This is a genomic window from Leifsonia naganoensis (assembly GCF_013410615.1).
GTDB classification, from domain to species: Bacteria; Actinomycetota; Actinomycetes; order Actinomycetales; family Microbacteriaceae; genus Leifsonia; species Leifsonia aquatica.
Genome location: NZ_JACCHJ010000001.1, coordinates 266872 through 290823, shown reverse-complemented (window position 1 = coordinate 290823; position 23952 = coordinate 266872). Strand labels below are relative to the sequence as shown.

Genomic DNA, 23952 nt, shown 5'->3' with positions numbered 1-23952 from the left:
GGCCGCGGCCGTGGCCGCGCGTGCCGCGGGAGCGCTGGCGGCTGCCGGTGTCGCTCTCGCGGCGCTGAGCGGCTGCTCGGGAGGTGCGCAAGCCCCGACCGCGTCGGCCACTGCCACGGAGACGTCTCCGGCGTTCGCGATCGATCAGGACTTCGCCGACCCGGACGTGCTCGTCCACGACGGGACGGCGTACGCGTTCGCGACCAACACGCCCGGCTTCCTGGTGCGCTCGGCGACGTCCACGAACATGCGCGACTGGACCGTCTCGGAGTCGGACGCGCTCGAGGCGCTGCCGGCCTGGGCGCAGCCCGGCCGCACCTGGGCGCCCGAGGTCGCCGAGGTCTCGCCCGGAGCGTTCGTGCTGTACCTGACGGCTCAGGATGCCGCGTCCGGCCGGCAGTGCATCGGCACGGCCACCTCGAGTGCGCCGGGCGGCCCGTTCACCCCTGCCTCCGACGCCGCGCTCGTCTGCCCGGTGGAGGCGGGAGGAGCCATCGATGCCGCGACTTTCCGCGACGACGACGGCAGCCTCCACCTGCTCTGGAAGACCGACGGCAACTGCTGCGACCTCGACACCTGGATCGAGACCGCCCCGCTCTCCGCCGACGGACTCAGCCTGACGGGACCGCCGGTGAAGCTGCTGAAGCAGGACCGCGCGTGGGAGGGCGCGCTCGTCGAGGCGCCCGACCTGGTGAAGCGCGACGGCGTGTACGTGCTGTTCTTCTCCGCCAACGACTACGGCGGCGACGACTACGCGATCGGCACGGCGAGGGGGTCGTCGCTGACGGCGCCGTTCACCTCGCAGGAGAAGCCGTTCCTGACCTCCGCGTCGAAGCGAGGGACCTTCCACGGGCCGGGTGGCCAGAACGTGGTCACGTTCGACGGGCGCGACTGGCTCGTCTTCCACAGCTGGGACGACGCCTACGCCTACCGCGGCATGCTGGTGCGCCCGCTGACCTGGGACGGTGCGACCCCCGTGCTCGGCTGACCTCCCCTCACTACCCCTCACCACCCCTCTCGATTTGGCCCAAATGTCGTGAATAGTGCCGCCATTCAGGACATTTGGGCCAAATCTGTGCGGGGCGGCTCAGGCGAGGAACGTCAGGGCGGCCTCGCGGAACCCGGAGGAGTGGAGCGCGCCGAGGTGGTCGCCCGGCACGCGGACGAGGCGCGCGTCCGGGACGACCGCGGTGAGCACTTCGAGGCCCTGCGTCATCGGGTCGTCGGCGCCGGCGACGAGCAGAGTCGGCACGTCCGGGCAGGCGGATGCGGGATCCTCCGGCGCGAATGGCTCCGACCCGAGGCCGGCCATCAGGGCGAGCAGCGAATCCGTGTCGCGGCCCGCGCCCGACACCATGCCGGCCATCATCCCGACGAAGGGATCCGCCGGAGGTTCGCCGTCGACGGCGCGCGCGATGGCGACGATGTCGATCCCGGCGAACGGCTCGAACGGGCTGAGCCCGCCGAGCACGAGCCGTCGCACGCGTCCGGTCGCCGCGGGGAGCTCCCACGCGAGGCGGGCACCGAGCGAATAGCCGATCACGTCGACGCGCTCGGCGTCGATCGACCGGACGACGTCCGCGAGGGCCGCCACGACGGCGCTCGTCGTTCCCGCGTCGACGCCCGGAACCGCGGGCGAGCAGCCGTGCCCCGGGAGGTCGACCAGGTACGCCTCGCGCCCGGCGGCGGCCAGCGCCTCGCCCCAGCCGTCGAAGTCCTCGGCGGAGGAGGAGCCGAAGCCGTGCACGAGCAGCACCGGAGGCAGAGCGGTCGCCGGGATGGAGCCGGTCGGGGCGGCCAGACGGCGGACCGCGAGCGGGGACAGGGGCGTGGGAGCGGGCATCGTCGACCTCCGGGTGAATTGTTTTTCTATGATAGTAGAAAATAAACGTCTCCATCGGTAGAGTCATCCCGATCCCGTCGGACTCCACCGTCCGCCACCTGACAGAAAGAGCGTGAACGTGACAACGACCCGTCCAGTGACGCCCGAGGCCATCGTCGACATCGCGATCGGCTTCATGGGCGCGAAGCAGCTCTTCGCCGCCAGCCGCGTCGGCCTGTTCGCCGCCCTCTCCGACGGCCCGCTCGATGCCGACGCCCTCGCCGCAGCCACCGGTGTGCCGCCTCGCCAGGCGCGCGTCCTCGCCGACAGCATGGCCGCCCAGGGTCTCCTGACCCGCACCGACGGCCGGTACGACCTCGAGCCCGACGCCCGCGCCTTCCTGACCGGGGAGGACGCCGAGCTCGACCTCGCCCCCTTCCTCGCCTTCCTCGGCACGACGAGCTACACGCAGTGGCTGGGCTACGACTCCACCGTCGACACCGACGCCCCCGGCGTGCTGGAGCTGGACGAGGCGGGCTGGGGCGACTTCCTCGCCGGCGTCATGCGCTACAACGAGCTGCATGCCGCGATGCTCGGCGACGCCTTCGACTTCACCCCGTACCGCTCGGCACTCGACCTCGGCGGTCTCAGCCCCGCCTTTGCGGTGGAGGGGCTGAAGGCGAACCCCGAGCTGCAGGTCCGCTTCGTCTTCGACCCGGCCTCCGTCGACTCGGTCCGGGAGGCCGTCGAGGCGGCCGGCTACGGCGACCGCACCACGGTCGAGGGCGCCGACACCGCGACCGCGCAGCCCGGCGGGGAGCACGATCTCGTGCTCGTCAACCACGTCATCCACCGGTTCGACGACGCCCAGAACCGGGCGATCTTCGCGAACGCCCGCGCGGCCGCGGCGGACGGCGCGACGCTCGTCGTGCTCGACTTCTTCCTGGACGACGACCCGCAGCAGCGCAAGATCGACGCGCTGCACGCGGGGGAGTACTACAACATCGACGGCACGGTCGTGTACCCGGAGGCGACCGTGCGCGACTGGCTGGAGGCGGCCGGTTGGCGCGCCGAGCGGACGGTCGCCCTGCCGGGCAGCCCGCGGATCCTCCTCGCGACCGCCGTCTGAGCTCGGCTAGCGTGAGGGCATGGCCGCCCTCGAGAGCATCCGACCCGATGTGCACCTGGTGCGCATCCCGATGCCCGGCGGCGGCCTGCCCTACTCGCTCTGCTACCTGCTGCAGGATGCGGCCGGCGGCGTCCACCTTATCGACCCGGGTTCTCCCGGGCCGGACGCCGTGGCCGTCATCGATGATGCGCTCCGCGGCGTCGGCCGGCGGCTCGACGACGTCGCGTCGATCCTGATCACGCACCTCCACTCCGACCATGCCGGTGCGGCGGCGGCGGTCCGGGAGGCGACGGGCGCGCGGGTGCTGATGCACGAGCGGGAGCGCGACGCCCTCGCCGGGGTGGCGACCTCCGGCGGCCCGGATGCCGGGACCCTCGAGGCCTGGGGCGTCCCCGACGATCGCCGTCTCGAGCTGCTCGCCCTGCCCGCCCTCCCGATCGCCGGCGTCACCGCGCCGGACGCGGTGCTGGCGGACGGTGAGCTCCTCGACATCCCGGGCCGCCGCATCCGCGCGCTCTGGACTCCCGGGCACACCAGCGGCCACCTCTGCTTCGACGACGAGGACCACGGCCTCCTCTTCACGGGCGACCACGTGCTCCCGACGGTGAACCCCGGGCTCGGCCTCGGCGGCCGGGCCGACGACCCGATCGGCGACTACCTGCGCTCGCTGCGCCGCGTCGCCGACCTCGATCGCCTGGCCCTGCCCGGCCACGAGGCCCCGTTCCCGAACCTCCACGACCGTTGCGCCGCGCTCGCCGAGCACCACCTGCGCCGGGCGCGGGAGGTCCGGGACGCCCTCCGCGCGCATCCGCAGGCGACGATCTGGGAGGTCGCCCAAGGCATGACGTGGACGGGCGGGTGGTCCGCCCTCGCCGGGTTCACGCTCGCGTCGGCTCTCGCTCAGACCGCGATGCACCGCGCCTTCGTGCGGTAGGGTGCGCCTATCGCGCGGTGAGTCGCTGGAAGAACGCCTCGATCTGCGCCTCCAGCAGGGCCGGCGTCGACAGATCGGGGGCGATCAGGCTCATGATGTTCGCGCCCGCGTTGATGAGCACGATCTCATCGACCAGCTGCTCGTCCGGCGTCGCGGTCACGATGTCGCCGTCCGCACGGCCCTGGGCGATGTAGGAGGCCAGACCCGCGCGCCACGAGACGAGGTGATCCCGGTACGCCTGGTGCAGCTCCTCGTTCGAGAGCGCGCGCTCCCAGAAGCTGAGCAGCACACGGCCGGCGGTGATGGCCTCCGGAGTCGTCGGCGCGGAGGCCTCCACGATCGCGCGCAGCGCCTCGAGGCCGGTCTTGTCGCCGACCGCCCGCTCCACACCGCCGCTCATCATGCCGAGGGCGCGCTCGTACGTGCCCTGGATGATCTCGTCCTTGCCGGGGAAGTAGTGCTTGAGCGCGCCGTTGGCGAAGCCCGCCTCGCTGGCGATCTCGCGCATCGTCGCCGCCTCCAGGCCGCCCTTGACGATCAGCCCCCAGGTCACGTCGATGATGTCGGAGCGTCGCTGATCGTGGTCGATCACCTTGGGCATGGTCCTCCACTCGTGGGACGGCACGTCGTTGTTCGTCCACAAGTGTAGGGGAAAGGCGTCACTCCCGACGGTGCACGGCGCGCCCGGCGAAGTAGGTCGCGCGCGGGCGCAGCCCGACGAGCTCGTCCACCGGGAGGGCGAAAGGATCGTCGTCGAACACCACGAAGTCGGCCGAAAGGCCGGGGGCGAGCGACCCGGTCGTGTCGGCGAGACCCATCGCGCGGGCGCCGTTGACGGTGAAGACCTCGATCGCCTCCGCCAGCGTGATGGCCTGCTCCGGCCCGAGGGTGCCGGGACGACGGCCGGACGGGTCGGCGCGCGTCACCAGGCCCTGGATACCCTCCCACGGGTTCGGCGTCTCGCTCACCGGCCAGTCGGAGCCGCCCGCGACGAGGGCCCCGGAATCGATGAGCGAGCGGTTCGGCTGCAGGCCCGCGACCTCGTCGGCGGGGCGCACCGTACTGAGCGCGTCCGCGATCACGCCCGGGAACCACAGGAACGGCGAGATGTCCGCCGCCACCCCCAGCCGAGCGAACCGGGGGAGGTCCTCCGCGGCGATGAACTGGCCGTGCGCGATCTGGTAGATCGGCTCGGTGTGGCCCTCCGCTCGCACGGCCTCCACCGCATCCAGCACCATCCGCACCGAGGCGTCGCCGGTGCAGTGGATCTTCGCGGAGATGCCGAGCGCGGCGGTGCGGCGCAGCCAGCCGAGCAGCTCGTCGGCGGGCATGGTGGTCCCGCCGTGCCAGGGCGCCCTGTCGTGCTCGTCGGCGGGGAGGTACGGCTCGAGGAACGCGCCGGTCCGGGCCGGCGGGGTCCCGTCGAGGAAGATCTTCACGAAGTCGGGCCGGTGGTGCTCGCCCGCCAGCTCGTCCCGGTGCGCGATGAGGGCGTCGCCGAGCTCCTCGTAGCCGAAGATCTGGTCGTTGACCGTCATCGACGAGACGACCCAGGCGTCGAGCTCGCCGCGGGCGTCGAGCGTGGCGAGGGCGCGCATCTGCGGCAGCGAGATCGCGGCGTCCTGGAACGCGGTGATCCCGTAGGTGTGCAGGATCTCGATCCCGCGGGCCGACGCGCGCACGTCCTTCTCGGGCGTCAGGGCGACGGCAGGAGCCGCGACGGCCTCCACCAGCAGCCCCGCCGCCTCCAGCAGCACGCCGGTCGGCTCGCCGGTCTCAAGATCGCGGAGGATCGACCCGGCGGCCGGGTCGGGCGTCGTCGCGTCGATCCCGGCGAGCTCGAGCGCGCGGGCGCTCGCCCACCGGTTGTGGTGGCTGTCGTCCGTCAGGAGCACGGGACGGCCCCCGGCGGCCGCGTCGAGCGCGTGGCGCGCCGTGGCGCGCCCGAGCGTGTCGAGGAGTCCCGTGCCCCAGCTGCTGCCGACGATCCACTCGTCGGGTCCGAGCGTCGCCGCCCGGTCGCGCACCGCCTCGACGATCTCGTCGAGCGAGGCCGTGTTGGGGAAGGTCAGTTCGTAGAGCTCTGCCCGCCCGGCGTGGGCGTGGTGGTTGTGCACGTCGACGAGACCCGGCATGGCGAATCCGCCGGCGAGGTCGACCGTCTGCGTCTCCGCGCCGCGGAACCTCTCGATCTCGGCGGCCGTCCCGACGTCGAGGATGCGACCGTCCCGCACCGCGAAGGCCTCGGCCCGCGACCGAGCCGCGTCGACCGGGTAGACGATGCCGCCGGTGACGATCAGGTCGGCGGTGCCCTGGTCGGCGGGGCTCATGCCGTCGCGGGGTCGTACTCGGCGGGGTGCACCGTGTTGCTGAGGAGCCGGCCGTGTGCCCCGAAGGTGAAGTGCGTCGGCACGTTCCCGCTCTCGTCGAGGCCGAAGAGCACCCCGTGCGAGCGGAGGGCACGCTGATCGCGGTGGTCCGCGATCGTCACAGAGGCGCACGGGATGACCTTCTCGCGCCAGGTGAAGACGAGGATGCCGGGCCGCACCTCCCACACCGAGCACTCGTCCGTGTCGGCGAGGCCGCGCTCGGGGCCGGCGAGGCACTGCCAGGTGTACCACTGCGGCCCGAGGTAGATGTGCTCGTACGCGTGCTCGGCGCTGTACTCCCACAGCACCCGCCGGCCGACCAGGGTCGTGGAGGGCGCGGGGGCCGAACCGCTGGTCTCGAGCTCCTCGATCACCGACGGCACGAACAGCTGCTTGACCGCGGTGTTGCCCGGGAGGTCGCCGCCAATCGCCTGCACGATGGACAACGCTCGCCCCGAGCGCAGGTCGAGGACGAGCGAGACCGCCTCCGCCGGCTCGTACTCGTGGTGGAACTGCACGAAATAGAGCTCGTCGTCGACCAGGAACGCCTCGTAGTCGTCGGAGCTGGACGTCTGCGGGATGGGGTCGCCCGCACCCGGGGTGTACTCCCACTCGACCCGGTGCTCGTCGAAGGTATGCGCGATGCGCGTGCCACGATCGTCCACGAGCGTCACCGTCCGGCCGGCCAGGTCGGTCGTGTGCGGGGCCTTGCTCGCGTCGAAGCCGGGGGCGAGGCCGTCGAGCGGCAGCCAGGTGGCGGTGTCGGTGAGGTCGTCGATGGGCATTGCGGTTCCTTCCGTCGTCCGCCCAGTATCGGCAGCGGTTCGCGCGCGGGGAAAGCGCGCGGCGGAGGATGTGCGGCTGCGGTCAACCCTCGTTCCGGCGTCGCCAAGTCGGCGTGCTCGGGTCGGCGTGCCCGGTCAGCGCAGTTCGGCCGCGATCGCCTGCGCGGCCTGGCGCAGCCGCTCGGCCACCGCCTCCACCTCGCGTCCGTTCGCCACGAACACGACGGCCACCGCCGCGGGCGCGCGGTCGGGGAGCACCAGCGGCACCGCGACCGACGCGAGACCCGGGATGACCTCGTCGTGGCTGGTCGCGAACCCGCGCTCGCGCGCCTGGGCGGCCTCGTCACGCGGGTGCTCGTCGGGCAGGGCGCGCCACTGCGAGCCGGTGAGCGCGGACTGGATCGCGATGCCCGGCGCGCCGGAGCCGAGGGGATGCCGGGTGCCGGGACGCTGCACCACCGTCGCGTGGGCGTGCGATGGCTCGACGCTCACCAGCGTGACGACCTCGGTCCGGTCGAGCACGGCGACGAACGCGGTCATCGAGAGGTCGTTCGCGATGGCGGTCAGCTGCGGCAGGGACGCGGACTGCAGGTCGCGCGAGACGGAGCGCGCCAGCGTGGCCATGCGCGGCCCGAGCTGTACGGCGCCGGCCGCGTCGCGGACGACGAGCCCGTGATCCTCGAGCGTGCGCAGGATGCGGTACGCGATCGAGCGGTGCACCCCGAGCGCGTCGGCGAGCGCCGCGATCGTCATCGGGTCCTCGGACTCGGCCAGGACCTCCAGCAGCCGGATGCCCCGCGAGAGCGTCTGCGAGTGCGGCGCGCTCTGCTCGCCCGGTCGGTCCATGAAGCCATTCTGTCCCATCCCGGAACGGCTACAGCAGCGTCTCGACCCCGAGCCGCACCCGGTCGCCGAGCCCGACGCCCTCGGCCTTCCTGATGTCGCCCTTGATCGACACGATGTACGCGCCCTCGGCGCTCTCCGGGAAGATCGACGTCGACCAGCGCGAGGAGCCCAGCGTCATCATCACCTTGACCGAGCCGAACCCTGCCGGGGGATGCGGCTCCAGCCGGATCTCCTCCGACACGTCGTCGGGCAGCCGCGCGAAGACCCACAGGTCGCGCCGGGCCTCCCACCGGAACAGCTCGGCCTCGAACTCGTACCGCACTCCCGCCATGCCTCCACCCTGGCACGGACCACCGACATCCACCCCCTCCCGTCGGACGCATCCCGGCCGATAGGGTGACCGTGATCGGATCGACACCGCGTCCGTCCCCGAGGAGGTCCCATGTCCGCCACGCGTCCCGGATCGGTGACGTTCGTCGCCGTGCTGACCTACATCAACGGCGTCCTGAACATCATCGGCGGCGTGGTCGTGCTCTTCACGCGCGAGTCCGCGCCGGGCGCTGAGACGGCCGGCGGCCTGGCCGGCATCACCACCTCGGCGATCGTCTCGATCGTGCTCGGCATCGTCATCCTGATCGTCGCCCGCGGCCTCCTCAACGGCAGCAAGGTCTCGCGCGCTCTCGTGACGCTGGTCATGATCCTCAACCTGATCAACGGCGTCCTGCTGCTCTTCACGCTGCAGGTCTTCAGCGGCGTGATCGACATCGTGTGGGTGATCATCGTGCTCTCGCTGCTGTTCACGCGCCGCGCCAACGCGTTCTTCAACGGGCAGTCGGCCTGAGCCGTCCCGGCCGCCCGGCCGGATCGGAGAGAATGGTCTCGGGCGCCGCCGCCGCGTCGTCCGCGGGCGCTCCCGCACGACGAGAGGGAAGGTGGAAGACGATGCGCTGGCCGACGTGGTTCCACCGCGGAGCCCCGAAGAGGAAGACGGTGCGCACCCGTCCCTTCGACGAGGACGCTCTGACCGCGCCTCCCGCGCCGACCCTCGACCAGTCCGTCGAGGAAGGCATGCTCCTGGCGGAATACGCCACGCGCATGGCGATCAAGAACCACATCGTCGTCGACACCATCCAGTACGGCAACGACTTCGACCCCGCGCGTCACACCGGCGAGGCCGCCCGCATCCTGCGCGAGCTCGCCTCCGAGCAGGGCCAGGCGGCCGGGCGCATCGACGAGGAGCTCGCCGTGGCGACCGGACTGCGCGGGGACGCGACGCATCCGCACGACTACCGCGACGTCGACCTCGCCAATCTGAACCTGCGCAAGTCCGCCGCTCTCGAGCTCGCCCAGCAGTTGCGCGCCAAGGCCGACTCGGAGGAGCAGTTGCTGGCGCTGGTGGAGCGCGGGCGGAAGGACGCCTGGGACGACGTCGGCACGGCGATCGAGGCCGGCCTCGACGCGCTCTCGGGCGTGGAGGCCCTCCGCGACGACTACGAGCGCGAGAAGCCCGCGCGGCTCAAGCTGCTCATCTGGCGCGACCTCGCGAAGCTCCAGGAGGAGCGCACGGGGTACTGATCCGGCTCACCCGCGCAGCGAGACCGGCGGCACCAGCAGCCCGACCTCCGTGCGCACCCAGCGATCGCCGGTCGCCCGCTTCTCGGCGTGCGTCGTGAAGCGGTAGAGGTGCATCGTCGCGCGGACGGCGCGCGGAGGTTCGCCGCCGAACGGGTCGGCGCGCAGCAGACGCAGGGTCGGTGCGTCCGCCTCGAGCAGCCGGAGCAGAAACACCTGGAACCAGGGGGAGTCGCGCGATCCCAGGGCGAGGAACCACATCAGCCAGTCCAGGCGCAGGTGGTAGGGCGCGAACTGGCGCGGGAGGCGGCGCACGTCGCCGGGTTTCCCCTTGAATGCGTACTCGAGCCAAACGGCGTGCGGATCGTGCGGGTCGTCCGCCGTCCCCTCGACGGTGACCTCGTAGCGTTCGCGGGTCACGCTGCCGAATGCGCCGTAGGCGTTGACGAGGTGCCAGCGGTTGAAGCTCGCGTTCATGAGCTGGCGCCGCCGGAACAGATTCCGGAGCGGCGCCCAGCTGAGCACCAGCAGGCCCGCCGTCACGAGCACGGCGACCACCGCGTACCAGAGCGGGACGCTCGGGGCGCCGATGCCGCCGAGCTGGGCGCCCCCGTCCGTCCACGAGAGGGCCCAGGACCACACGGGATCGCTCACCGCCGAGAACGCCAGGACGATCGTGATCACGTTCAGCCAGGCGAAGTTGCCCGTCGCGACCAGCCACAGCTGCGTCAGCACCACGACCGCCGCCGCGGCGCTCGCGACGGGCTGCGGCAGGAACAGCAGCCACGGCACCACGAGCTGCGCGAAATGATTGCCCAGCACCTCCATGCGGTGGAACCATTTCGGCAGGAGGTGCGCCGTGCGGCTGAGCGGGTTCGGCATCGGCTGCGTCTCGTGGTGGTAGTAGAGCGCGGTCAGATCGCGCCAGACCCGGTCGCCGCGCATCTTGATCATCCCGGCGCCGAACTCCAGCCGGAACACCAGCCAGCGCAGCAGCACGATGATCGTGATCGGCGGCGCCGTGTCGGCGGCTCCGAGGAAGGCGACCGTGAACCCCGCCTCGCACAGGAGGCTCTCCCAGCCGAAGCCGTAGAAGGTCTGGCCGATGTTCACGATCGAGAGGTAGAGATACCAGATCGCGAGGAACAGCGGGACGAACAGCCAACTGGGCAGGAATTGCGGGAGCCCGAGCACGATGAGTGCGGAGAGAGCGGCGCCCGTCCAGGCGACCGCGCGCACGAGCCGATCGGAGTAGATCGTCTCGCCCTTCCGGCGCCATCCGAACAGCGTCGGCTGGGCGCGGCCGTAGGCGGAGCGCAGGAAGCGCTGTGCGGGCAGGAGGCCGTGCTCGCCCAGGAGCGCCGGGAACTGGTTCGCCGCCGATACGAACGCCACGACGTAGAGCAGGGCGACGCCGCGCTGCAGGATCTCCCGCGCGATCGTGTACTCGCCGCCCGCGAGCCACCCCAGCAGATCCATCCGTCACCACCTTGCGTCCGCGCTCTGGCCGGCCTCTCGGCTCCTTCGTACGCTCGAAACCACAGGCAACACAATCGGGGGGAAGAGTTCATGCTGCACGTATCCATGGTCGGCGACGCCTTCGCGGAGGTCGACGCGACACTGATCACCATCGACGACGCGACGCTCGTCTGCTGGTCCGCGGCGGGGGAGGAGCCGGTGGCCCGCTACGGGCTGGAGCAGGTGCTGAGCGTCCAGCTCGTGCAGCCGCTGGTCGCCGAGCCCGAGCCCGAGCCCGCGTCGTCGCGCTCCAGTCCGGAGCATCCGAACGCGTTCCGGCGCTGGACGCCCGAGCAGGAGGCCGCGGTCGTCGAGGCGTATCACCGGGGTGACACGTTCGAGCAGATCGCGGCGGCCGCAGGGCGCCGCGTCGGCGGCGTGCGGGCGCGGCTCATCGCACTGGGCCTGATCGAGCCGGAGGCGACGGATCGGCTGCGGTTCCCCGTCGCCGGCTAGGCGCGGTTCAGGCCGCGCGCTCCGCGTCGAGACTGATCGCGCGGTGGTCGGAGGCGCCGGCGGGGAGCACGTCGACGCGCTCGATCTCGAAGCCGGTCGAGGTGACGAAGTCGAAGTAGCCGGTGAAGAACTTGTACCGCAGGTACGTCGGCTCGGTGCTGCGCATGAGCGTGTACCCGCTCGTCGTCAGACTGCGCTCGAGACCGTTGATGAACCAGGGGTAGTTGAAGTCGCCGACCATGATCGCGGGGGTGTCGGGGGCGAGCGAGCGCATCCCCTCGTGGGCGGCGGCGATCTGCTTGCGCCGCAGTGAGTTGGAGGCGGTCAGCGGGGCGGCGTGGAAGGAGCCGACCAGCACGTTGTCGCCGCTGTCGCGGTCGCGCAGGTGCACGGCGAGCAGACGCTCGTGCGCCGGGGCGAGCACGCGGTCGTGCAACGACTTGTGCACGGCGAAGACCTGCGTGTTCAGGATCTCGTAGCGGTCGTCGCGCACGTACACGGCCAGGCCCAGGCGGTTCGCGCGCGTCGCATCCGCGAGGCTCAGGTGGTGGAGGCGCTCGGGGAGGACGTCGGTGTCCGCCTCCTGGAGGCACAGGGCATCCACCTCGTGGTTCAGGGCGATATCGGCGAGTTCGTGGCCGGCCGCATGCTTGCGGAGGTTGTAGCTGATGATCCTCAGGGCGATGCACCTCATCTCGTGGTCCGGCCGCTCGGGGCCGTGGTCGGACGCGCTTGTCATTCTGGCCCAACTCGGCGGCGACGCCGGAGGACGGGCCGCATCCCACATGGAATTCACACCCTGGTCATCGGGAGTTCGAGCGGTACGGTGGAGCCATGGCAGGCGACGCGGTTGTCCTCACCGTCCCGGGTCCGAACGGCGACCGGGAGGTGCGCATCTCGAGCCCGGGCCGGGTGCTCTGGCCCGAGCTCGGCATCACCAAGCTCGATCTGGCGAACTACCTGGTCGCCGTGGGCGATGCGTTCGTGCGCGCGAACGGAGACCGGCCGGTATCCCTGCAGCGTTTCCCGGAAGGGATCGACGGCGAGCAGTTCTTCTCCAAGAATCCGCCGCGCGGTGCCCCCGACTACGTCCGCTCGGTGATGGTCGTCTACCCGAGCGCCCGCTCGCACCCGCAGCTCGTCATCGACGAGCCGGCGGCGGCCGTGTGGGCCGCGCAGATGAACACCGTGGTCTTCCACCCCTGGCCGTCGCGCGCGGAGGACTCCGACAACCCGGATCAGCTGCGCATCGACCTCGACCCGCAGCCGGGGACGGAGTTCGCCGACGCGATCCCGGCGGCGCTGGAGCTGCGCACGGTGCTGCGGGAGGCCGGACTCGACGCGTTCGTGAAGACCTCCGGCAACCGCGGGTTGCATGTCTTCGCCCCCATCGCGCCGGTGCGGGAGTTCCTCGACGTCCGTCACGCGGTCATCGCCGCGGCGCGCGAGCTCGAGCGGCGCATGCCCGATGCGGTGACGACGGCGTGGTGGAAGGAGGAGCGCGGCGAGAAGATCTTCGTCGACTTCAACCAGGCCAATCGCGACCGCACGATGGCCGGTGCCTACAGTCCGCGCGCGCTGGCGCACGCCCCGGTCTCCACGCCGATCACCTGGGACGAGCTGCCCGAGGTCGACCCGCGGGACTTCACCGTGCTCAACCTGCCCGACCGGCTCGCCACGGTCGGCGACCCGTGGGAGCACTTCGGCGACGAGCCAGGGAGCATCGACGTGCTCATGGAGTGGTGGCAGCGCGATCTGGACTCCGGGCTGGGGGAGCTGCCCTTCCCGCCCGACTACCCGAAGATGCCCGGCGAGCCGCCGCGCGTCCAGCCGAGCCGCGCCAAGAAGTCCTAGCGGCCGGAGCGGAGGCGGCCGGAGTGGGGGCGGCGCGAGCGGATCGGCTCAGGTGAGCACGTCGCCGAGGTCGTAGGCCAGCGGACGGTCGAGCTGCTCGAAGGTGCACGATCGCGCCTCCCGGTCGAGGCGCCAGCGCTCGAACTGCGCCGTGTGGCGGAACCGCATCCCCTCCATCTGGTCGTACCGCACCTCCAGCACCCGCTCGGGACGCAGCCGTACGAACGACACGTCCTTGCCGGCGGAGAACCGGCTGCGCTCCGTCTCGCCTTTCACGGCGTCGCCCGATTCGTCGCGTTCGACCAGCGGTTCCAGCTCGTCGATGAGCGCGAGCCGGGTGGCATCGCTGAAGGCCGAGACGCCGCCGACGTTGCGGAGCGTGCCGTCGGCGTCGTAGAGGCCGAGCAGCAGGGAGCCGACGCCGCGCCCGCTCGCGTGGATGCGGTAGCCGAGCACGACGACGTCGGCGGTGCGGTGGTGCTTGATCTTCAGCAGTGTGCGCTTGTTGGGGGCGTACAGCCCGGCGAGCGGCTTGGCGACGACGCCGTCGAGCCCCGCGCCCTCGAACTCGACCAGCCACTCGCGGGCGAGGTCCACATCGGTGGTGGTCCGGGTGAGGGCGATCGGCGCCGGGAGGTCGGCGGCGAACTCCTCCAGGGCTGCACGGCGCTCGCCGAAGGGACGGTCGAGGTACGACTCGTCGCCGAGGGCGATCAGGTCGAACGCGATGAAGGTGGCGGGCGTCTCCTCGGAGAGGAGCTTCACGCGGCTGGCTGCGGGGTGGATGCGTTGCGACAGCGCCTCCCAGTCGAGCCGCTGGCGCCCGCTCTCGCCGGTCGGGACGACGATCTCGCCGTCGAGCACGCACGGCCCGGGCAGCAGCCGGCGGAACGCCTCGACCAGCTCCGGGAAGTATCGGGTCAGCATCTTGGAGCCACGGCTGCCGATCTCGACCGTGCCGATGGTCTCCCCATCGCCGGGCTCTGCGTACACGATCGCCCGGAAGCCGTCCCACTTCGGCTCGTAGCTGAGACCGCCCTCCACCGAGTCCGGGTCGGGGACCGCGGGGACGGCCTTGGCGAGCATCGGTGCGACGGGGGAGTCCGGACTGGGGCGCATGCCTCGATCTTCCCGCGTGCGCCGGGGGAGGGGAAGGGCGCGCTGTCTGGATGTCGGCTTCGAGGTCGGGAACGCCCAGTTGAGGTTAGGTAAGCCTGCCCTATACTCGAAAGCGAGATGCACCGACCCGACCATTCCTCCCACACCGCCGAGACGGCGCACCACGACGACCGCGTGCAGTTCCTCGTGGTGGGCGACGAGACCTCTCTTTCCGAGGTCGAGGCCGAACTCGCTCTGCTCCCGCTCTGCGCCCGCGGCCGCGTGTTCCTGGAGGTGGAGGACGCCGACCACATCGCGCCGATCTCCGCCCCGATCCGCATGACGGTGACCTGGCTGACGCGCGCGACGCGCTCCGGCCGTCCCGGGACCGGGGAGCGTTGCGCCCGCGGAGCTGCGGCCACCCGGGCCGTGCGTGCGTGGGCGACGGAGATGCTGTGCGATGGTCCCGGCGCCACTCAGGCGATCGTGACCGGCGGCTTCTCGCTCGTGACCGAGGTGCGCGAGCTGCTCCAGGCGGAGGTCGGGATGGACCGCGACGCGGTCGTCACACCGGAGCGCCCACACCGACCAGCGTCTGTGTGACCGTCCAGAGGTCGCGCCCGAGCTGTGCGTCCTTCGCTTGCGCCGTGGTGGCTCCGTTGACGGTGAACCGGTCGAAGTAGGTCCCGCTGGGTGCGAGCACCGGTGACTCCGCTGCCAGCCTGACCAGCGGTGCCGCCCCTTCCTCGACCGGGATGCCGTACGTGCCGCGGGTCACGAGCGCGCCGAAGCGGATGAGCGGAGAGGTGCGCCCGAAGTTCGTGGCGATCGTCCCGGGATGGAACGAGTACGCCGTCACACCCGTCCCGGTGAGGCGTTCGGCGAGCTCGACCGTGAACAGGATCGTCGCGAGCTTGGCCGTGCCGTAGGCCCGCCAGCCGCCGGCCCAGCGGCGGCGCTCCCAGTCGAGGTCGTCCAGGCGGAGGCTGCCGAACCGGTTCGCGAGGCTGGCGGTGTTGACGACCCGCACGTCGCGGCCGAGGGCGGCCGTCTCCTCCAGGCGCGGGCGGAGCAGGTGGGTGAGCAGGAATGGCGCCAGGTGGTTGTTCTGGATCGTGCGCTCGTGCCCGTCGATGGTCAGCTCGCGCCGGCGGTTGAGGCCGCCGGCGTTGTTCGCAAGCACATCGATCGTCTCGTACCGGTCGAGCAGGGCATCCGCAAGGGCTCGCACGTCGTCGAGTCGTTCGAAGTCGGCGAGGAACGGCGTCGCCCCGATCCGCTCGGCGATCGCCCGCGTGCGCTCCGGGTTGCGCCCGACGACCGCGACCTCGTTGCCGAGGGCCGAGAGCTGCTCGGCCGCGACCGTGCCGATCCCGGAGCTCGCTCCGGTGAGCACGATGGTGCGTCGCCGCGACGCGCCCTCCGCCCGCTTCGACTGCTCCGTCTGCTCCGCTTCGGCCGCGTCGCTCATCGGTATCCGCCCTTCTCGAGGCCCGCCTCGATCTCGAATCGATTGCGCAGGGGGTCGCGCCCGGACAGCAGGTAGAGCAGCGGGAACACCATCCCGTAGCGCTGCCACTGCCGCTTGTGCACGGCCTCGTGCTCGAGGATGTCGTCGCTCACGTTCTGGTCGGTGAGGTAGCACTGGCCGACGCACGATCCGCCGCGGCCGAACGTCCGCGGGGGCATCCCGCGGAAGACGAAGAGCCCCGCGCGGCGCTCGACCCGGCCCGTGCTCCAGATGAAGCCCCAGGTCAGGCCGACGGCCGTGGCGTAGAGGTAGCCCAGCCAGCTGATCGGCGAGTCGAACAGCAGCCGGCCCAGCGCGCTCCGGTCGATCGCGTCCCCGATCCGGTCGCGCGTGCTCACGAGGTGGGCCGGCCGTAGGTCTCGAGCAGACGCAGCCAGACCTCGCTGATCGTCGGATACGACGGCACCGCGTGCCACAGCCGGGACAGCGGCACCTCGCCGACGACCGCGATGGTTGCCGAGTGCAGCAGCTCCCCGACGTCCTGACCGACGAACGTGACGCCGAGCACGACCTGGCGGTCCTCGTCGACGACCATGCGCGCCTGGCCCTCGTAGTTGTCCGAGGCGATGGAGGCCCCGCTCACCGAGCCGATCTGGTAGTCGACGACGCGGATGCGGTAGCCGGCCTTCTCCGCCGCGGCAGCGGTCAGCCCGACCGACGCGACCTCCGGGTCGGTGAAGGTCACCTGCGGCACGGACTGGTGGTCCGCGGTCGCGACGTAGGTGCCCCACGGTTCCAGGGAGACGTGCGTGCCGTGGGCGCGTGCCGCGATCGCGTCGCCGGCCGCGCGGGCCTGGTACTTGCCCTGGTGGGTGAGCAGTGCGCGGTGGTTGACGTCGCCCACACCGTAGAGCCAGCCGCCCTCGACCGCGGGCTCGCCGTTGGCGCCGACCACGCGCATGCTGTCGTCGACCTGCAGCCAGCCGCCGTCCTCGAGCCCGAAGGCGTCGAGGCCGAGGCCCGAGGTGCGGGGGAGGCGCCCGGTCGCGACGAGGAACTCGTCCGTCTCGACCGTGCTGCCGTCGTCGAGCACGATGCGGAACCGGTCGCCGTCGATCCGCTCGACCGAGGTCGGGGAGACGTCGAGGTGCACGTTCGCGCCCAGCTCGCGCAGCGACGCCGCCACGGCCTCGCCGGCGAACGGCTCGTCGTTCGCCAGGAGCGCGCCGCGGGAGATGAGGTGGATCTCGGTGCCGAAGCCCGCGTACGCCGTGGCCATCTCGACCCCGACGACTCCGCCGCCGAGGATCGCCAGGGACACCGGCACGCGCTGCACGCTCGTCGCGTCGCGGCTCGTCCAGGGCTCGCTGTCGCGCAGTCCGGGGATGTCCGGGAGGAGGGCGGCGGAGCCGGTGCTGACCGCGACGGCGTGCTTCGCCGTCAGCACGGTGACCGTGCCGTCCTCGGCGGTGACCGTGACCTCCTTCGGGGCGGTGATGACCGCCCAGCCGCGCACCAGGTCGATCCCGGCGCTCTCGAGCCAGGAGACCTGGCCGTCGTCCTTCCAGTCGCTCGTCATCTGGTCGCGGCGCTTGAGCACCGCCTCGACGTCGAGCGGTCCGGTGATCGCCTCGCGCGTCCCGCCCACCCGGGACGCCGCCCGGAGCAGGGCCCCGCTGCGCAGGAGGGCCTTGGAGGGCATGCACGCCCAGTAGGAGCACTCGCCGCCGACCAGCTCGGCCTCGACGATCACGGTGCGCATCCCGCCCTGAACGGCGCGGTCGGCGACGTTCTCGCCGACGGCGCCGGCTCCGATCACGATGACGTCGTACTCAGTGCTGGTCATGCTGTCTCCTTCTGTCGTGTCGGGCGATCGTGTCGAGCCGGGTGCGATGCGGGGGTCAACGGCCGACGAACCGCGCCTCGGTGCGGGAGAGGAAGGCCTCCATGCCGATGCGGGCGTCCTCGCTCGTGACGAGCCGCACCAGCGTCGGCTGCAGCTCCGCCTCCGCCGCCGCGTCGCCCTCGCGCACGGCGCGCTTCGCGTTGGCGAGCGCCGCCTGCACGGCGAGCGGCGCCTGCGCTGCGATCCGCTCGGCGATGGCGAGCGCGCGGTCGAACTGCTCGCCGTCGTCCACGACCTCCTGCACGAGGCCGATGCGGTGGGCCTCGGCGGCGTCGAAGGTGTCGCCCGTCAGGATGTAGCGCATCGCGTTGCCCCACCCGACGGCGCGCGGGAAGCGCAGCGTCGCGCCCCCGAACGGCAGGATGCCGCGGGTGACCTCGATCTGGCCGAAGGTCGTCGAACGCGCGGCGACGGTGATGTCGGACGCCAGGATGAGCTCGATGCCGAGCGTGAGACACGTGCCCTGCACGGCGACCACGACCGGCTTCGTCAGAGACGTCCCCGAGACCTGCCAGGGATCGAGACCGCCCTCGCCCACGAACGAGAGCCCGTCGGGGCCGATCCGCGGGCCGAGGTCGGCGAGGTCGAGCCCGGCCGTGAAGTGGTCGCCGACCGCGTGCACGAGTCCGACCCGCAGCTCCGGATCCCGCTCCAGTTCGCCGTACGCGTCTGCGAGCGCGGAGAGCAGCTCGTAATCGGCGGCGTTGCGCTTCTCGGGGCGGTTGAAGCCGATGAGCAGGACATGGCCCCTGCGCTCGGTGCGGATCTTGGGTTCGCTCATGGATTCCAAGCTACCCGCCGCGTCAGAGGGCGTCATCCGGGAGGTCGGGATCTGTGGAGGCGTGCCGTGGCCCGGCCCCTGTGGATGACGACGTGCTGCTGGAGGCCGCGGGTCCGCCGCTGCCGATCGGGCCCGTCAGCGCACCGAGGATGCGCAGGATCACGGGCATATCGCGTCCCGCCGCCTCCGGCGACTCGGGAGCGAACTCGGTCACCCCCGCCCCGGCGAGCTCGAACCGCGCCCGCAGCGCCCGGATGGCATCGCACAGGGCGGCCGGCGTCACCCCGAACGGCTCGGGGTAGCCGATGCCGTCGATGTGCGCCGGATCGAGCACGTCGAGGTCCACATGCACGTACACGGCCGTCGCACCGGTCGCCTCGACGGCGCGGACGACGGCGTCCGCGTCATCCAGCTCGCCGGGCGCGACGACCCGGATCCCGGCGCGATCCACGAACGCGGACTCGCCGTCGTCCAGCGACCGGGTGCCGGCGAGCACCAGGTTCGCGGCCGGCAGCCGCGCCGCGCCGGCCGAGGCCAGGCCGTCCGGTCCGTCGCCGAGCAGCGCCCGCGCCACCATCCCGTGGAAGGCGCCGGAGGGCGACGTCGACACGTTGTTGAGGTCGCCGTGGGCGTCGAACCACACGACCGCCACGGCGCCGCTGGGATGCGCCGCGACGGCGTGCTGCACGCTCGCGAGGTCGGCGGCGCAGTCGCCGCCGACCGTCACGACCGGCGCCTCGAGCAGGGAGAGCTCCGCCGTCGCCAGCTCACGGACGAGGGTGAGCGATGAGAACCGGTGCACGCCGGTGCCCAGCGCGTCGCCCGCCGCGGAGGGCACGGAGACCGTGTGGGTGGCGCTCGCCGGCAGATCGCCGCGGATGGCCTCCGCACCGTCGATCAGCCGCATGGCGCGCGACGATCCCGAGCCCTGCCACTGCGGAACGACCAGGAAGGATGCTGCAGTCACCGGGCGGTCACTGCCCCGGGGTGTAGGGAGCGGAGGGGGCAGGGTCGGCCGTCACCGCCGGCTGCGCTCCACCGGTCTTGAGCGCAGCGAGCCGGGCCTCCACCTCGGTCAGCTCGCCGAGGTCGTCCAGGTCGTTGAACTGGGCGTCGAGGCTCGACGCGGCCAGCTCCTGGGCGCCGCGCACGCGGGCCTCCTCGCGCCGGATCTTCTCCTCGAAGCGCGAGACCTCGCTTGTGGGGTCGAGGATGTCGACGCTCTTGACCGCGTCGATGACCTGCGCCTGCGCCTGAGCGCTCTTCGCGCGCGCGATCAGCTCCGACCGCTTGCTCTTGAGCTGTTCGAGCTTTTCCTTCATGCCGTTCAGGCCCGACTTGAGCTTGTCGACGACCTCGGTCTGCGCGGCGATCTGCGGCTCGGCGGCCTTCGCCTCGTTCTCGGACGAGATCTGCCGCTGCAGCGCGACCTTGGCCAGGTTGTCGAACTTGTCGGCGTTCGCGGTGTCGCCGGAGGAGCGGTAGGTGTCGGCCTGCTTGCTCGCGGCGAGCGCCTTGCGGCCCCAGTCCTCGGCGGCCTCCACGTCTTCGCGGTGGTCGTCTTCGAGCAGCCGCAGGTTGCCGATGGTCTCGGCGATGGCGCTCTCGGCGTCGGCGATGCTGTTGGTGAAGTCGCGGACCATCTGGTCCAGCATCTTCTCCGGATCCTCCGCCTGGTCGAGGAGGGAGTTGATGTTCGCTTTCAGGAGCTGCGAGATGCGCCCGAAGATGGACTGCTTTGCCATGTGCTCTTCCTTTCCTCTCCCCCCGAAGGAGGCGTCTCCCGCCCCGGATGGGGCGCTGGGTCCGTCTGGTGCGTCTAGAAGCGTCCGCCTCCGCGCCGGGTGCGCGTGCCCCCGCCGCCGAAGCTGCCGGAGCTGAAGCCGCCCCCGCCGCCGCCTCCGCCGAAGCCGCCGCCCCCTCCGCCGAACATCCCGCCGCTCAGGACGGAGTTGATCAGGATGCCGCCGAGGATGGCGCCCATCGCGCCGTTGCCGCCGCCGCTCTGGCTCTGGGTGGTGCCGCCGCCGAAGATGTCGCCGAGGCCGCCCTGCTGCGGCTGGAAGCCGCCCACGTCGCGCTGGGCGAGCTGGGTCGCCTCGTCGGCGAGCTGCGCCGCGCGCTGCGCCTGGGCGAGCGCCGCCACCGGATCGGACGCGGCGGTCTGCTCGGCCTGCACGACGAGCCGTCCGGCTTCGGCGAGGCGGGTCCGTGCCTCCGGACCGACGGCGCCGCGCCGGGCGGTGACGAAGTCCTCGCAGGCCGACACGCGCGCCTTCGCCGCCAGCAGCGTCTGCTGGAGCGACGACTGGGCGCGCTGGGTCTGCAGCCGGGCGTCCCGGATGCCCTGGAGCACGCCGTCGATCGACCGGTTGGCGCCGTCGAGGCGCTGCGCGATCTCGAGGGGGTTGATCGGGCCCGCGGCCAGCTTCGCCCGCACGTCCGTCACGGTCTGCTCGGTGCTCGCGATGACACCCGCGATCGTGCCGCCCGGATCGCCGGTGGCGGCCAGTGCCCGTGCCTCGGCGAGGTCGCTCTCGAGCTCGGGGAGGACGGTGTCGATCGACTGCTGGGTCGTCGCCAGGTCGGCCGCGACGCGGTCGACGGCGTCGAGCAGCAGCTTGGCCTGGTCGACCGACTCCTCGGCAGCGCGGACGCCGATCGCGGCGGCGCTGGTGTCGCCCGCGCCCGCCTTCTGCGCCGCGGCCGCGAGCGCGGTCTGCACGAAGGCGAGACGCTGCGTCGCCTGGTCGACGTTGTCGCTCACGGTCGCGAGCGAGGCGTCCGTGTAGCGCTGGCCGAGCGCGGCCACGGTCGCGCGCGTCTGCTCGACGCGGGCGGTGACCTCCTGAGCGGCGGTCGCCACCTCCGTCGAGGCCGCCGGGATGCGCTTCTCGAGCGACCGGAGCTCGTCGAAGGCGTCCGCCTGGGCGTCGAGTGCCTGGTTCGCCGCCGCGCAGAGCTCGACGATGCGGATGTTCCACCCGCGTCGCTGCTCGTCGGTGTCCGGCTCGGCGTCGTCCAGTTTCTGCTTGAGGGTGAACGCCTCCCGCAGCTGGCCCTTCGCCTGGTCGAGCGCGGCCTGGAACGGAACCACGGAGTCCGCGCCGTACTGCGCCGTCGCGAAGCCCAGTTCCTCCTCGCTGGTGCGGATGGCGTCGTCCGTCTGTACGAGGGCCGATCCGGCGCGGCGCTGGAGCTCCTCGATCGGGATGGTCTGCAGCTCGCTCTGCGGCTGTCCCGGCGCGCCGGCGACGGCCCCGCCCGCCTTCTTCTTGCGGCGCGAACGGAGGACGAAGAAGAGGATGAGCCCGACGACGACCACAGCGATCAGGAAGAACCAGAAGAATCCGCCGCCGCCTCCGCCGACCGCGTCCGAGAGCCCCTGCGCGGCGGCGATCCCCGCGCCGGACCAATCGCCGGCCCGCAGCTGGGGCTCGATGTCGTTCTGCTCGATCCGGTCCAGCTGGTCGGCGCTGACCGGACCTTCGTCGTCGCCCGAGAGGTAGTAGGCGCGGCCGTCGGTCGCCACGGCCAGGAGGTAGTCGTTCGGCCCGAGGTTGTTCTGGGCGGCCGTCTCGTTGGCCCAGTCGGCGGCGTCCGTCGGGTTCGTGAACCGGTCGACGTAGACGACGAAGAGGTCGATCTTGTGGTCGTCGGCGAGTTTCGCCGCGGCGGCGGCGACCGCGTCGCCCTGGCTGTCGGTGAGCACGCCCGCGACGTCGTCGACGTGGCTCGCGCCCAGGTCCACCGGATCCTGCGCGGAGGCCGGCCCCGCGAGGGCCAGCGGGCCCGCGACGAGGGCGACGGCCAGCAGGGCCCCGGTCAGAACACGTCGCAAGAGCATCCACCCACTCTCCAGGAACACTTCGTGCCGAGTCTATGGGGGCCGTGCGACGGTGTCACTGTTTCAGCCTGTTACGGAGGAGGATGCGCGCCCGGCGCAGCCCTCGCAGAATGGACGGACGCATCCCGGCGAGAGGAGGAGCCCGTGTCCGCATCCGGTGCCCGCTCGCTCGCCGTCGTCGAGGCGACCCGCTTCCGCGGTCACGACCCGGAGTACCACGCGTACGTCCAGCTGCTGGTCGGAGCGGTGATCGCCGAGGCGCGTGCCCAGGGCTGGGCGGTCAGCCGGCTCGCGGCCGACGCGGGCGAGGACGCCCTGCTCGCGCGCACGGACACCGCCGATGCGATCGTGATCGTCGGGGGCGAGGACATCGACCCGCGGTTCTACGGGGCCGCCGGCGGGTACGCGCACGAGAGCCGCCACCTCGAGGTCGCCGACGCCGCACAGCTCGCTCTCGCGCGGCGGGCCGTCGAGCGCCGCACGCCGCTGCTGGGCATCTGCCGCGGCCTCCAGATCGTCAACGTCGCCCTCGGCGGCACACTCGTCCAGGATCTGGGCGAGCACACCCCGCACGTCAACCGCGGGGTGCCCATCCCCGAAGTGCTGACCACCCATCCGGTGCTGCTGGAGCCGGGGAGCCGCGTCTCGCAGCTCCTGGGCTCGGCGGTCGTGGACGTGCGCAGCGCCCACCACCAGGCGGTCGACGCGCTGGGCGAGGGACTGGTCGTCACCGGCCGCGCGCCGGACGGCCACGTCGAGGCGATCGAGCACACCGACGCCCCCGTGCTCGCCGTGCAGTGGCACCCGGAGGACATCGCCGCACCCGCGGGCCAGCTCTCCGCGCTGCTCGGCACGCTGCGCGCCCGCATCGCCGTCGCGGCCTGACGCCGGGACTTCCCGCACGCCGGACCCCCGGGGTCAGCCCTCCGGCCAGGCGCTCTCGCCGACCAGCGGAACGAACGACACCGCGCCGAGGTTCGTCTCGTGCAGCGCACCCGCCGCGTCGCGCTCGAACACCGCGAGCCGCTGGACGCCTCCGCTGCGCCCCACCGGCATGACGATGCGGCCGCCGGGGGCGAGCTGGTCCAGCCACGCCTGCGGGACGGACGGGCCGGTCGCCGCGGCCACGATGGCGTCGTACGGCGCCGCGTCGGGCCAGCCGCGCGTGCCGTCCCCGGTGATCACCTCGACCCGGTAGCCGAGCGCTTCGAGCGTCGCCGCCGCCGTGACCGCGAGGTCCGGGATGCGCTCGATGCTGATCACCCGGTGCGCCAGCTCCGCAGCGACCGCGGCCGCGTATCCCGAGCCGGTGCCCACGTCGAGCACGCGGTCCTCCGGCCCGATCCGGGCGGCCTCCAGCATCTGCGCGACGATGTAGGGCTGCGAGATCGTCTGGCCGTCCTCGAGCGGGAGGGGCCGGTCGGCGTAGGCGTACGGCACCTGGCTCTCGGGGACGAACTCGTGCCGTGGCACACGGGTCATCGCGTCGAGGACCCGTTGGTCCGCGATCCCGCGGGAGACGAGCTGGTTCTCGACCATCCGGCGGCGCTCGGTGAGGTATTCG

Annotated in this window: 25 protein-coding genes and 1 pseudogene; 9 read left to right on the top strand and 17 right to left on the bottom strand. The window is 72.1% G+C overall.

Annotation, left to right across the window (positions count from 1 at the left end; all coding sequences use genetic code 11):
* Window positions 1–10: 10 nt before the first annotated feature.
* Entirely contained in the window at window positions 11–988 is a 978-nt protein-coding gene (locus tag HNR14_RS01435) for a family 43 glycosylhydrolase (protein WP_179702490.1), read from the top strand.
* Between the two features lie 99 nt (window positions 989–1087).
* On the opposite strand, the gene HNR14_RS01430 is transcribed toward HNR14_RS01435, so the two are convergent.
* Window positions 1088–1843 carry an alpha/beta fold hydrolase gene (locus tag HNR14_RS01430; RefSeq protein ID WP_179699478.1) on the bottom strand — a complete coding sequence of 252 codons (756 nt, stop codon included), beginning with the start codon at window positions 1841–1843 and terminating at the stop codon, window positions 1088–1090.
* Between the two features lie 118 nt (window positions 1844–1961).
* On the opposite strand from HNR14_RS01430, the gene HNR14_RS01425 reads away from it, so the two are divergent.
* Together HNR14_RS01425 and HNR14_RS01420 are read left to right on the top strand one after the other, a co-directional pair.
* A complete protein-coding gene (locus tag HNR14_RS01425; protein WP_343064386.1) occupies window positions 1962–2951 on the top strand; it encodes a methyltransferase in 990 nt (329 codons plus the stop codon).
* 19 nt (window positions 2952–2970) lie between these two features.
* Window positions 2971–3885, top strand: a complete 915-nt coding sequence (locus HNR14_RS01420) for an MBL fold metallo-hydrolase (protein ID WP_179699477.1) — start codon at window positions 2971–2973, stop codon at window positions 3883–3885.
* A 7-nt stretch (window positions 3886–3892) separates the two neighbouring features.
* On the opposite strand, the gene HNR14_RS01415 is transcribed toward HNR14_RS01420, so the two are convergent.
* The 5 genes from HNR14_RS01415 to HNR14_RS01395 all read right to left on the bottom strand — a co-directional run bounded on the left by HNR14_RS01415 (window position 3893) and on the right by HNR14_RS01395 (window position 8216).
* On the bottom strand, window positions 3893–4486 hold the full coding sequence (locus HNR14_RS01415; RefSeq protein WP_179699476.1) for a TetR/AcrR family transcriptional regulator: 594 nt from the start codon (window positions 4484–4486) through the stop codon (window positions 3893–3895).
* A gap of 58 nt (window positions 4487–4544) precedes the next feature.
* Window positions 4545–6215: an amidohydrolase gene (locus HNR14_RS01410; protein WP_179699475.1), complete on the bottom strand. Its 1671-nt coding sequence runs from the start codon at window positions 6213–6215 to the stop codon at window positions 4545–4547.
* Window positions 6212–7039 (bottom strand): molybdenum cofactor biosynthesis F family protein, encoded by an 828-nt coding sequence (locus tag HNR14_RS01405; protein WP_179699474.1) that lies wholly within the window; start codon window positions 7037–7039, stop codon window positions 6212–6214. The genes HNR14_RS01410 and HNR14_RS01405 overlap by 4 nt, the downstream gene beginning before the upstream one ends.
* Before the next feature lie 135 nt (window positions 7040–7174).
* The gene (locus HNR14_RS01400) at window positions 7175–7885 is read right to left on the bottom strand and encodes an IclR family transcriptional regulator (RefSeq protein WP_179699473.1); all 711 of its coding nucleotides are present in this window, start codon (window positions 7883–7885) and stop codon (window positions 7175–7177) included.
* A gap of 28 nt (window positions 7886–7913) precedes the next feature.
* Window positions 7914–8216, bottom strand: a complete 303-nt coding sequence (locus HNR14_RS01395) for a DUF1905 domain-containing protein (RefSeq protein WP_021763674.1) — start codon at window positions 8214–8216, stop codon at window positions 7914–7916.
* A 111-nt stretch (window positions 8217–8327) separates the two neighbouring features.
* On the opposite strand from HNR14_RS01395, the gene HNR14_RS01390 reads away from it, so the two are divergent.
* A complete protein-coding gene (locus HNR14_RS01390; RefSeq protein WP_179699472.1) occupies window positions 8328–8726 on the top strand; it encodes a DUF7144 family membrane protein in 399 nt (132 codons plus the stop codon).
* Window positions 8727–8875: 149 nt separating this feature from the next.
* Window positions 8876–9460 (top strand): hypothetical protein, encoded by a 585-nt coding sequence (locus HNR14_RS01385; RefSeq protein WP_343064385.1) that lies wholly within the window; start codon window positions 8876–8878, stop codon window positions 9458–9460.
* Between the two features lie 6 nt (window positions 9461–9466).
* Here HNR14_RS01385 and HNR14_RS01380 read toward each other — a convergent pair whose 3' ends face one another.
* Window positions 9467–10936, bottom strand: coding sequence for a lipase maturation factor family protein (locus HNR14_RS01380; RefSeq protein WP_179699470.1), 1470 nt, complete (start codon window positions 10934–10936; stop codon window positions 9467–9469).
* Window positions 10937–11026: 90 nt separating this feature from the next.
* On the opposite strand from HNR14_RS01380, the gene HNR14_RS01375 reads away from it, so the two are divergent.
* Window positions 11027–11431 carry a sigma-70 family RNA polymerase sigma factor gene (locus HNR14_RS01375; protein ID WP_021763670.1) on the top strand — a complete coding sequence of 135 codons (405 nt, stop codon included), beginning with the start codon at window positions 11027–11029 and terminating at the stop codon, window positions 11429–11431.
* Window positions 11432–11438: 7 nt separating this feature from the next.
* Here HNR14_RS01375 and HNR14_RS01370 read toward each other — a convergent pair whose 3' ends face one another.
* A complete protein-coding gene (locus tag HNR14_RS01370) occupies window positions 11439–12170 on the bottom strand; it encodes an endonuclease/exonuclease/phosphatase family protein (protein ID WP_021763669.1) in 732 nt (243 codons plus the stop codon).
* A gap of 95 nt (window positions 12171–12265) precedes the next feature.
* On the opposite strand from HNR14_RS01370, the gene ligD reads away from it, so the two are divergent.
* A complete protein-coding gene (gene ligD, locus HNR14_RS01365) occupies window positions 12266–13285 on the top strand; it encodes a non-homologous end-joining DNA ligase (RefSeq protein ID WP_021763668.1) in 1020 nt (339 codons plus the stop codon).
* A 48-nt stretch (window positions 13286–13333) separates the two neighbouring features.
* Here the strand turns inward: ligD and HNR14_RS01360 are convergent, their stop codons facing one another.
* Complete coding sequence (locus HNR14_RS01360) at window positions 13334–14404, bottom strand: ATP-dependent DNA ligase (RefSeq protein WP_179699469.1); 1071 nt, start codon at window positions 14402–14404, stop codon at window positions 13334–13336.
* A 117-nt stretch (window positions 14405–14521) separates the two neighbouring features.
* Here HNR14_RS01360 and HNR14_RS01355 point away from each other — a divergent pair, with 117 nt between their 5' ends.
* On the top strand, window positions 14522–14986 hold the full coding sequence (locus HNR14_RS01355) for an SIP domain-containing protein (RefSeq protein WP_021763666.1): 465 nt from the start codon (window positions 14522–14524) through the stop codon (window positions 14984–14986).
* Here HNR14_RS01355 and HNR14_RS01350 read toward each other — a convergent pair.
* The 7 genes from HNR14_RS01350 to HNR14_RS01320 all read right to left on the bottom strand — a co-directional run bounded on the left by HNR14_RS01350 (window position 14949) and on the right by HNR14_RS01320 (window position 22388).
* A complete protein-coding gene (locus HNR14_RS01350; protein ID WP_179699468.1) occupies window positions 14949–15854 on the bottom strand; it encodes an SDR family NAD(P)-dependent oxidoreductase in 906 nt (301 codons plus the stop codon). The two genes, HNR14_RS01355 and HNR14_RS01350, sit on opposite strands and share 38 nt — an antisense overlap.
* Window positions 15851–16252 carry a hypothetical protein gene (locus HNR14_RS01345; protein WP_021763664.1) on the bottom strand — a complete coding sequence of 134 codons (402 nt, stop codon included), beginning with the start codon at window positions 16250–16252 and terminating at the stop codon, window positions 15851–15853. Before HNR14_RS01345 ends, HNR14_RS01350 begins: the two co-directional genes overlap by 4 nt.
* Window positions 16249–17700 carry a dihydrolipoyl dehydrogenase family protein gene (locus HNR14_RS01340; RefSeq protein WP_179699467.1) on the bottom strand — a complete coding sequence of 484 codons (1452 nt, stop codon included), beginning with the start codon at window positions 17698–17700 and terminating at the stop codon, window positions 16249–16251. Before HNR14_RS01340 ends, HNR14_RS01345 begins: the two co-directional genes overlap by 4 nt.
* A gap of 55 nt (window positions 17701–17755) precedes the next feature.
* The gene (locus HNR14_RS01335; protein WP_179699466.1) at window positions 17756–18541 is read right to left on the bottom strand and encodes a crotonase/enoyl-CoA hydratase family protein; all 786 of its coding nucleotides are present in this window, start codon (window positions 18539–18541) and stop codon (window positions 17756–17758) included.
* Between the two features lie 22 nt (window positions 18542–18563).
* Window positions 18564–19508, bottom strand: coding sequence for an arginase family protein (locus tag HNR14_RS01330; protein WP_179699465.1), 945 nt, complete (start codon window positions 19506–19508; stop codon window positions 18564–18566).
* Window positions 19509–19515: 7 nt separating this feature from the next.
* Window positions 19516–20286 carry a PspA/IM30 family protein gene (locus tag HNR14_RS01325; RefSeq protein WP_021762434.1) on the bottom strand — a complete coding sequence of 257 codons (771 nt, stop codon included), beginning with the start codon at window positions 20284–20286 and terminating at the stop codon, window positions 19516–19518.
* A 74-nt stretch (window positions 20287–20360) separates the two neighbouring features.
* Complete coding sequence (locus HNR14_RS01320; protein ID WP_179699464.1) at window positions 20361–22388, bottom strand: TPM domain-containing protein; 2028 nt, start codon at window positions 22386–22388, stop codon at window positions 20361–20363.
* Window positions 22389–22532: 144 nt separating this feature from the next.
* Between HNR14_RS01320 and HNR14_RS01315 the strand changes: the two genes are divergently transcribed.
* Window positions 22533–23273 (top strand): gamma-glutamyl-gamma-aminobutyrate hydrolase family protein, encoded by a 741-nt coding sequence (locus HNR14_RS01315; RefSeq protein ID WP_179699463.1) that lies wholly within the window; start codon window positions 22533–22535, stop codon window positions 23271–23273.
* A 33-nt stretch (window positions 23274–23306) separates the two neighbouring features.
* Here HNR14_RS01315 and HNR14_RS01310 read toward each other — a convergent pair.
* A pseudogene (locus HNR14_RS01310) lies at window positions 23307–23930 on the bottom strand (protein-L-isoaspartate(D-aspartate) O-methyltransferase); the annotation flags it as partial.
* Between the last annotated feature and the right edge of the window lie 22 nt (window positions 23931–23952).

Coding starts and splice junctions, on each gene's coding strand:
- HNR14_RS01430 (WP_179699478.1), bottom strand. CDS start 1,843: ATGCCCGCTCCCACGCCCCTGTCCCCGCTCGCGGTCCGCCGTCTGGCC.
- HNR14_RS01420 (WP_179699477.1), top strand. CDS start 2,971: ATGGCCGCCCTCGAGAGCATCCGACCCGATGTGCACCTGGTGCGCATC.
- HNR14_RS01415 (WP_179699476.1), bottom strand. CDS start 4,486: ATGCCCAAGGTGATCGACCACGATCAGCGACGCTCCGACATCATCGAC.
- HNR14_RS01410 (WP_179699475.1), bottom strand. CDS start 6,215: ATGAGCCCCGCCGACCAGGGCACCGCCGACCTGATCGTCACCGGCGGC.
- HNR14_RS01405 (WP_179699474.1), bottom strand. CDS start 7,039: ATGCCCATCGACGACCTCACCGACACCGCCACCTGGCTGCCGCTCGAC.
- HNR14_RS01400 (WP_179699473.1), bottom strand. CDS start 7,885: ATGGACCGACCGGGCGAGCAGAGCGCGCCGCACTCGCAGACGCTCTCG.
- HNR14_RS01395 (WP_021763674.1), bottom strand. CDS start 8,216: ATGGCGGGAGTGCGGTACGAGTTCGAGGCCGAGCTGTTCCGGTGGGAG.
- HNR14_RS01390 (WP_179699472.1), top strand. CDS start 8,328: ATGTCCGCCACGCGTCCCGGATCGGTGACGTTCGTCGCCGTGCTGACC.
- HNR14_RS01380 (WP_179699470.1), bottom strand. CDS start 10,936: ATGGATCTGCTGGGGTGGCTCGCGGGCGGCGAGTACACGATCGCGCGG.
- HNR14_RS01375 (WP_021763670.1), top strand. CDS start 11,027: ATGCTGCACGTATCCATGGTCGGCGACGCCTTCGCGGAGGTCGACGCG.
- HNR14_RS01370 (WP_021763669.1), bottom strand. CDS start 12,170: ATGACAAGCGCGTCCGACCACGGCCCCGAGCGGCCGGACCACGAGATG.
- ligD (WP_021763668.1), top strand. CDS start 12,266: ATGGCAGGCGACGCGGTTGTCCTCACCGTCCCGGGTCCGAACGGCGAC.
- HNR14_RS01360 (WP_179699469.1), bottom strand. CDS start 14,404: ATGCGCCCCAGTCCGGACTCCCCCGTCGCACCGATGCTCGCCAAGGCC.
- HNR14_RS01355 (WP_021763666.1), top strand. CDS start 14,522: ATGCACCGACCCGACCATTCCTCCCACACCGCCGAGACGGCGCACCAC.
- HNR14_RS01350 (WP_179699468.1), bottom strand. CDS start 15,854: ATGAGCGACGCGGCCGAAGCGGAGCAGACGGAGCAGTCGAAGCGGGCG.
- HNR14_RS01340 (WP_179699467.1), bottom strand. CDS start 17,700: ATGACCAGCACTGAGTACGACGTCATCGTGATCGGAGCCGGCGCCGTC.
- HNR14_RS01335 (WP_179699466.1), bottom strand. CDS start 18,541: ATGAGCGAACCCAAGATCCGCACCGAGCGCAGGGGCCATGTCCTGCTC.
- HNR14_RS01325 (WP_021762434.1), bottom strand. CDS start 20,286: ATGGCAAAGCAGTCCATCTTCGGGCGCATCTCGCAGCTCCTGAAAGCG.
- HNR14_RS01320 (WP_179699464.1), bottom strand. CDS start 22,388: ATGCTCTTGCGACGTGTTCTGACCGGGGCCCTGCTGGCCGTCGCCCTC.